Genomic DNA, 6,655 nt, shown 5'->3' with positions numbered 1-6,655 from the left:
AACTGACGCTGGTCGGCGGTGGCAGCTTCATCAAGATCGATGGCGGCGGCGTGACCATGAGCGGGCCGGCGATCAACATCAACTCCGGTGGTGGACCGGGCAGCGGCACCGGCGCCGCCCCGTTGATGCCAGGCGTGCTGAAGCAGGCGGATGCCGACAAGACTGGCGCCGTGCTGACCCCAGCGCAAATCAACACCCTCAAACGTAATGCGCCGTTCTGCGAAGAGTGTGAAAAATGCAAGGCAGGTGCCTGTGCCATCTAATCGACTGACACCCAAGGACTGGCTGGCACAACAGCCGCTGCAAAAAGACGAACGTCTGTATCTGATCGTCAGCGCCGCCAGTGATGCCGAAGCGCTCAAGGCCTTGTATCAGAGCGAACCGTCCGTGCAGGCCATTCCCGTCTGGGGCGGAACGCCCTACTCCACCTGGCAACCGGTGATGCCATACGTCGCCGAACTCAAGGCCAACTCGGCCTTCCTGCCCTGGATCACCAAAACCGACGCCCTCGACTGGGGCTGGCTGGCGATCTCCCGCTCGGAGCCCAACGAAGTCTTCGAACATCTGCGTAGTTTGACCCAAGTGAAAATGCCGGACGGGACCGAAGTGTTTTTCCGGTTCTGGGATGGGCGGCATATCTATCCGATTCTTGAAGGGCTGGGTGAGACGGCCGGGGAAGTGTTGCCGGTGTTTGAGCGGTATCTGATTAATGGGCGGAGCCTGGAAGTCGGGCCGAGGGTGGTGCCGAAGGCGAAGGATTGGCCGTGGTGGGAGGTGCCTCAAACGCTCTTGGATCTCCTCGCAAAAAAGGATCACACCACCGTCGTTGAGAACCTGATGCAGTGGCTATCAGAGGATTGTCCAGAGCTTTACTTCGAATTCCCTGAAGCCAACCTGCGCAGAAAGGTCGAACGCTTCGTACGCCAAAACCCCAATACAGAAGAGATGGCAGAGCGTCTTGCTGCTGAGCTGACAAAGGAAGTCACGTCATGAATACCCCGATTGGTACATTGGTCCTGCGTGTGCTGGACGCCAAAACACCTGACGTGAGCCTGATTCTCAAAGACTTCAAAAACTGCCTGAGCGATTACAAGGATTGGGCTGACGGTTTCTGGACGGGCTGGGCGCTGGATGTCGACCAGACCTTCAAGGTCGGCAACGAAGTCAGCGTCACGAAACGCAAGACCAAAACCGGCGCCGTGGAAACTTATGCGACCTGCCCACTGGTGGGTGATTTCACGCTGATCCATATGTTTGAGTCAGCGCGATTCGTCCCAATTGGCAATACTCCGGTGAAGCTGGAGCCAGTGACCAAAGGCACCTTCTACGACGACGTTACCGGACCGGTTATCGAAACCATGATCGGCCCAAGCGGCATCAAGGTGGTTGAAGGCTGCAAGAAAGGTCAGACCTACCGCATCACGTTCTTTCCCAATGTCTCGCAGAACGACGTCAAAGCGCTCTATGACTCCTATCAAGGCGTTATCGGCAAGCTTGACAGCTGGCTGCAAAGCGAATGGTCGAGCAAGTTTCAGCCGCAATGGGCCAGCTACTCGGCGGCAGACCGTGCCGGGCGTTCGGTCATTTTGCTTAAACGGGCACTGGATGGTTTTGAGAAAGCGCTGCTTCGTCTGTGGGACGACATCAAAAGCCTGTTCGAGCTGCTCGCCAATCCGCAAAAAAACTACGCAAAACTCAAAAAATATCTCTCGGACATCGAAATCGACAAGCTCTATGCCGCGTCGAAAGAGTCCATCGCTTCAGGATTGCTGATCCTCAGCGACGAGCCGCTGATGTTCATCTATGTCTCGGCGATTGTGGCGTGGGTAGGCATGCTTCCGCCGCAGGTCATCGTCGACGTTATGACGGCGATTGCTTCGGAGTTTCTGATCAACGTACTGGTGGGTATCTGCCTGACGGGTGGTGCCGGCCTGGCTGTAAGAGCAGGGACAAAAGTCCTGTCCACGGTCAAATCGGGTGAAGCGATCAAGTATCTGGATGATCTTGCTTCTACTCTGATGACACTCAGCAACAAGCACGCCCTGCCTGCTCATGCGGAAGTGTCGAAACCAATCATCGCCAGCGCCAAGAATGTGCCGATGAAGCCTGCCAAAACGGCAGCATTGAAGATCGACGAAGCCGCCACTGAAGCGCCCAAGCCTAAACCCCAGCCTCCGCAGGCCGCACCCAAAAGCCAGGTAGCCGAGCAACCAGCCAAAGCCTCGCTGCCCAAGACTTCAGATACACCGAAACAAGAGGTCAAAGATGCCTCTTCATTCCCACGTGACAAGAAACAGAACCAGACCAAGCTTGAACCGAAGGAGAAGGTCGACGACGTTCCCGATCAATCCAAGACCCCCGACGAGAAAAGCGCTACCTGCGCGAAAAAAACCTGTACCAATGGTTGCCCGGTCTCAATGGTCACCGGCGAGGAACTACTGACGCTGACCGATGGTGAACTCGGTGGTCTGTTGCCCTTCGCCTGGACTCGTCTCTATCGCACTAGCGCCGCGGAAATTGACTGCGGTCTTGGATATGGCTGGAGCCATGCCCTCGCCCAACGGGTGGACATCAATGGCGATGAAGTCGTCTGGACCGACCACGAAAACCGTGTCACGACTTTTCCTATGCCGAGCGAGCAGCGTCCGGCAATCACCAACAGCCTTTCGGAAGCCGCGATCTTCATCGGCAACGACCCTTCCGAACTTATCCTCACACAGGCTGGTGAACGCAAGCAGTTCTATCACTTCTGCTTCAACAGCAAAGGCGCGACGCTGATCGCCATCAGCGACAACTACGACAATCGCCTGCACATCACCCGTGACATCCACGGTCGAATCAAGCGCGTGGATAACGGGGCCGGTCGAGCACTTCTGGTTCGGTACGACCGCAAACACATTGTCGCCATCGACTATCAGCAATTCGTTCCGGCAGACAATCTGGAAGATGCATGGAGCACCGTCCAGACGCTGGTCACTTACACGTACGATGCTCAACAACGCCTGATCAAAGCCACGAACGCTGCCGGCGAGTCGGAGCGTTACGCCTACAACGAACAGAACGTCATTCTCGAGCGGCAACTCGCCGGTGGCGCCAGCTTCTACTGGGAATGGGAAAAGGAAGGCAAGTCAGCGCGCTGCATCCATCACTGGGCCAGCTTCTCGCAAATGGACGCGCACTACGCGTGGGATGACAAAGGTAGCGTCACGGTTACCAACGCAGATGGCAGCGAAGAGGTCTACACCCACGATGACAAGGCTCGACTCGTCGCCAAGGTCGATCCGGATGGCGCGGAACACCTCAAGGCTTACGACGATCAAGGTAGGTTGATCGCCGAAAAGGACCCATTGGGGGCGGTCACTGAATACCAATACAACGAGGCCGGTCGACTGGTCGCGATCATCCCGCCGGAAGACATGCCGACCTCCTACGAGTACTACCACGGCTACGTCCGTGTGGTTAATCGTGGCCCGGCCAAATGGATCTACTGGCGTAACGACCAGGGCGATATCACCGAACAAATTGATCCAGATGGAAACTCGACCCACTACAGCTACGATCGCCAGGGACGTTTGCTGGAAATCAGACACCCTGATGGCAGCCGTCATCAACTGGGCTGGAATAACCTTGGCCAGTTGCTGGAGGAGCGCCTGCCCGACGGCGGTCAACGCAAATATCGCTACGACGCGCTCGGTCGGCAGATCACACGTCAGGCTGAGACCGGTGCAATCACCCACTACCAGTGGGATGCTGCAAACCGTCTGGCACAGATCACCCTGCCCGGTGGTGCCACCCGCGCGTTTACCTACAACCCATACGGTCGCGTCACGGCTGAACGCGACGAACTGGGCCGCGTAACCCGTTACGAGTATGCCGATAACCTGCACCTGGTCAGCCGTCGTATCAACCCGGACGGCAGTCAACTGCGTTATCGCTATGACAACGCACGCCTGCTGCTCACCGACATCGAAAACGAACGCGGCGAACACTATCAGCTGAATTACTACTCGAACGGGCTGATCCAGCAGGAAACCGGTTTCGACGGACGCCGCACTGCCTACGAGTACGACCTCAACGGCAAGCTGCTGAAGAAAACCGAATTCGGCGACGACGGCAGCGAACTGGTCACCGAGTACCAGCGCGACGCCGCTGGCCGACTGCTGGTGAAGACCCTGCCCGATGGCGAGGAAATTCACTACAACTACGATGCACTTGGCCGTCTGGTCAACGTGGACGATGGTCATTGGCCGCTAGCTTATGAATATGATGTGCAAGATCGGCTGATCACCGAGCATCAGGGCTGGGGCACCACGCGTTACGAATACGACAGCGTCGGACAGCTCAATCACTGCCGCCTGCCGGATGGCAGCACACTCGATTATCGCCACCAACCTGGCGGGCATCTGAGCAGTATCGACCTCAACGGCACGCGCCTGACTTCCCACCAGTTCAGCGCCGGTCGTGAACAGCAACGTCAGCAAGGTCTGCTGCTCAGCCAATATCAATACGATGAACAAGGTCGCCTGCAAGCGCACAGCGTCAGTCAACGCGACAAAAACCTGTTCCAGCGTCGCTACAACTACGACGCCAACGGTAACCTCGCCGGTATCGACGACAGCCGTAAAGGCAATCGCAGCTACCACTACGATCCGCTGGATCGACTGATTAACGTACGTGGCGCAACACCCGAAAGCTTCGCCCATGACCCGGCGGGTAACCTGCTCGGTCAGACCGACATGCCCGTTGCCAACCTGGCCAACGTCAAAGGCAACCGCCTGCTGATGCAGGGCGACCGCCACTACGACTACGACGCCTACGGCAACCTAATCCGCGAGCGGCGCGGCGCTAACCAGAAACTCGTCACTGAATACCGGTATGACTGCCAACATCGGCTGATCGGCGTAAGCCTGCCGGGAGGCAGTACGGCGTCGTACAAATACGATGCCTTCGGCCGCCGCATCGAAAAGACCGTCGACAGCCATACCACCGAATTCCTGTGGCAAGGCGAACGTCTGATCGCCGAGAGCGCCGACAACCGCTATCGCACCTACATCTACGAACCCGGCAGCTTCCGCCCCTTGGCGATGCTCGACGGCGCGGGTCCACTAAAGGCCACGCCGTTCTACTACCAACTCGACCACCTCGGCACTCCGCAGGAACTCACCGACTACAGCGGCGAGATCATGTGGTCGGCAAAATACCGCGCCTATGGCAACCTTGCGGCACTGGATGTCAGCGAAATCGACAACCCGCTGCGCTTTCAGGGTCAGTACTTCGACGCCGAGACAGGGTTACATTACAACCGGCACCGCTACTACAATCCGAACACAGCGCGTTTTTTGACGCCGGATCCGATCAAGCTTGCGGGTGGGTTGAACAACTACCAATACGTACCGAACCCTACGGGCTGGGTCGATCCACTGGGACTGAGTACGACCTGTCCTGGACCTGATTGCAAGCTACCGACGAACTCAGCCAACGCCACCAAGCCTGACCATTTGCCGATGAGTCAGGAAAAATTCGATGAAATAATTGATATGAATAAGGCTGATCGGCCACCGAATCCTGGTGACTATCTTCCTGAGAACTACATTAAGGCCCATCGAGAGCTCTTCGCAAAAGAGGGAGGATCCTTCGTGGTAATCGAAAGTTGGATCACCGGTTCCAGCTACCCAACCTTTCCTCAACGGAAGTTTGTGGGTCTATCTTCTGAGATGGAAGAAGTCGTTGCCAAATATCGAGCTGCAGGTAACGACTGGCGAGTTCTGAATAAAGAGCTGAACCTTGGTGCAAAGACTCTCGAAGGTGAAGGCATCTATATTGTTAAAATAAAGCCGGATGACCCTCGTTTTAAATATGAGATGCCTAATGGTAAGGAAAATGGCGCCTACCCTAACGAATGGGTTCCTGGTGGTGCAACGAAAAGCGGTACAAAAGAAGCCGCTCTGATCGGCTCTGAGAATGTCACCCACAACAGCGACATTGGAACGCTGTTGAAAAATTTCGACGATTGGGAAAAGCTTCAATGAAAACTACATTTGAAACTGCCTTAGACCAGCATGAAATTTCTGAATTCTTCAAAGGAGAAGGAATTTATTTTGCTAGAGGCTCCGATTGGGGTGACCACCTGTATGTCAGCAACTGGCAGGAAATGTGCAGCGTATTGAAAACTCAAAAAGCCGCGCAGAGTCTTTTGACAAAAATATTTGAAGATTATGCTAAATACTTGAAAGAAAACTACGAAGATGCGGCGGGCTTGCTTTCGAACATTACCGCATACTACGTTCTGAAGAATAAATTACACATTCTATCAATGGATGATTACGACCTTATTGCTAGCCTTGACGACAAGACAAAAAATAATATTGGCAAACTCTTCCGATACTTGAGAAAAGTGTATGACAAAAAAAACGAAAACTCATCCAAGTACTCTTTTGAGCAAGAAATCCAAAGACTGAAAAACAATGGCTGCAACACAGACATTGAGAATCTTTAGTCGATTCCCGGATCTAGATTTAGTAGCGAAAAAATCCAAAGGGGACAAATCCAAATGAGACAGATTTATTTTCTTCAGCGAAAAATAAATCTGAGAATCATCTGGCCGGCCTCCCCACCTCACGGAGGTGGCGCAAAATTCAAGGTGCGAACTTAGTCT

Annotated in this window: 3 protein-coding genes and 1 pseudogene; all 4 read left to right on the top strand. The window is 54.8% G+C overall.

Going from position 1 to position 6,655, the window contains the following annotated elements; genetic code table 11:
- A pseudogene (locus tag C1X29_RS28020) lies at window positions 1-263 on the top strand (type VI secretion system tip protein VgrG); the annotation flags it as partial.
- Window positions 253-993, top strand: a complete 741-nt coding sequence (locus C1X29_RS28015; RefSeq protein ID WP_102718930.1) for a DUF4123 domain-containing protein — start codon at window positions 253-255, stop codon at window positions 991-993. The pseudogene C1X29_RS28020 and the gene C1X29_RS28015, both read left to right, overlap by 11 nt.
- Window positions 990-6,029 (top strand): RHS repeat-associated core domain-containing protein, encoded by a 5,040-nt coding sequence (locus tag C1X29_RS28010; RefSeq protein ID WP_102686527.1) that lies wholly within the window; start codon window positions 990-992, stop codon window positions 6,027-6,029. The genes C1X29_RS28015 and C1X29_RS28010 overlap by 4 nt, the downstream gene beginning before the upstream one ends.
- Window positions 6,026-6,496: a hypothetical protein gene (locus C1X29_RS28005; RefSeq protein ID WP_085686252.1), complete on the top strand. Its 471-nt coding sequence runs from the start codon at window positions 6,026-6,028 to the stop codon at window positions 6,494-6,496. Before C1X29_RS28010 ends, C1X29_RS28005 begins: the two co-directional genes overlap by 4 nt.
- Window positions 6,497-6,655: the final 159 nt, after the last annotated feature.

The sequence above is a fragment of the Pseudomonas sp. GW456-12-10-14-LB2 genome (assembly GCF_002884345.1).
In the GTDB taxonomy this organism is placed as follows: domain Bacteria; phylum Pseudomonadota; class Gammaproteobacteria; order Pseudomonadales; family Pseudomonadaceae; genus Aquipseudomonas; species Aquipseudomonas paraglycinae.
Note: the sequence above shows the minus strand (reverse complement) of the source record. Positions and strands in the feature narration are given on the sequence as shown.

What these genes read in the sequence shown, in the direction of transcription:
- C1X29_RS28010 (WP_102686527.1), top strand. Translation starts at nt 990, where the DNA reads ATGAATACCCCGATTGGTACATTGGTCCTGCGTGTGCTGGACGCCAAA.
- C1X29_RS28005 (WP_085686252.1), top strand. Translation starts at nt 6,026, where the DNA reads ATGAAAACTACATTTGAAACTGCCTTAGACCAGCATGAAATTTCTGAA.